General features: G+C 68.2%; 1 protein-coding gene. It reads right to left on the minus strand.

What is annotated here, in order from left to right; translation table 11 throughout:
• The coding region (locus IH50_RS43075) for an ATP-binding protein (RefSeq protein WP_234328347.1) at window positions 1-286 on the minus strand (286 nt) is incomplete at its 3' end.
• Between the last annotated feature and the right edge of the window lie 16 nt (window positions 287-302).

The raw sequence follows: 302 nt of genomic DNA on the forward strand, positions 1-302 counted from the left end.
GGGCTGTGGTCCAGCCCCAGGTGTGGCTGAGTGCGTTCACGATGGGCAGTCCGCGGTGGCGTTCGGCCAATGGCTGAGGAGAGGTGAGCCTGGGGCTGAGTTGGCTGGGATCGCGTACGACGCACAGCAGGGTGCGCGGGCGCAGAGTGAAAGCCAGCCATACCCCAGCTTGTTCACTGTTGGCTGTGGCCGTGTCGCGCCGGCCGTGGCGGACGGCGTTGGCGACGAGCTCGGAGGCGATCTGGACCGCGTCGTCGCAGATGCTGTGCAGGTTCCAGCGGCGCACGGTCTGCCGGGTGAAC

The sequence above is a fragment of the Streptomyces sp. NRRL S-37 genome (genome assembly GCF_000721605.1).
Classification (GTDB): Bacteria; Actinomycetota; Actinomycetes; order Streptomycetales; family Streptomycetaceae; genus Streptomyces.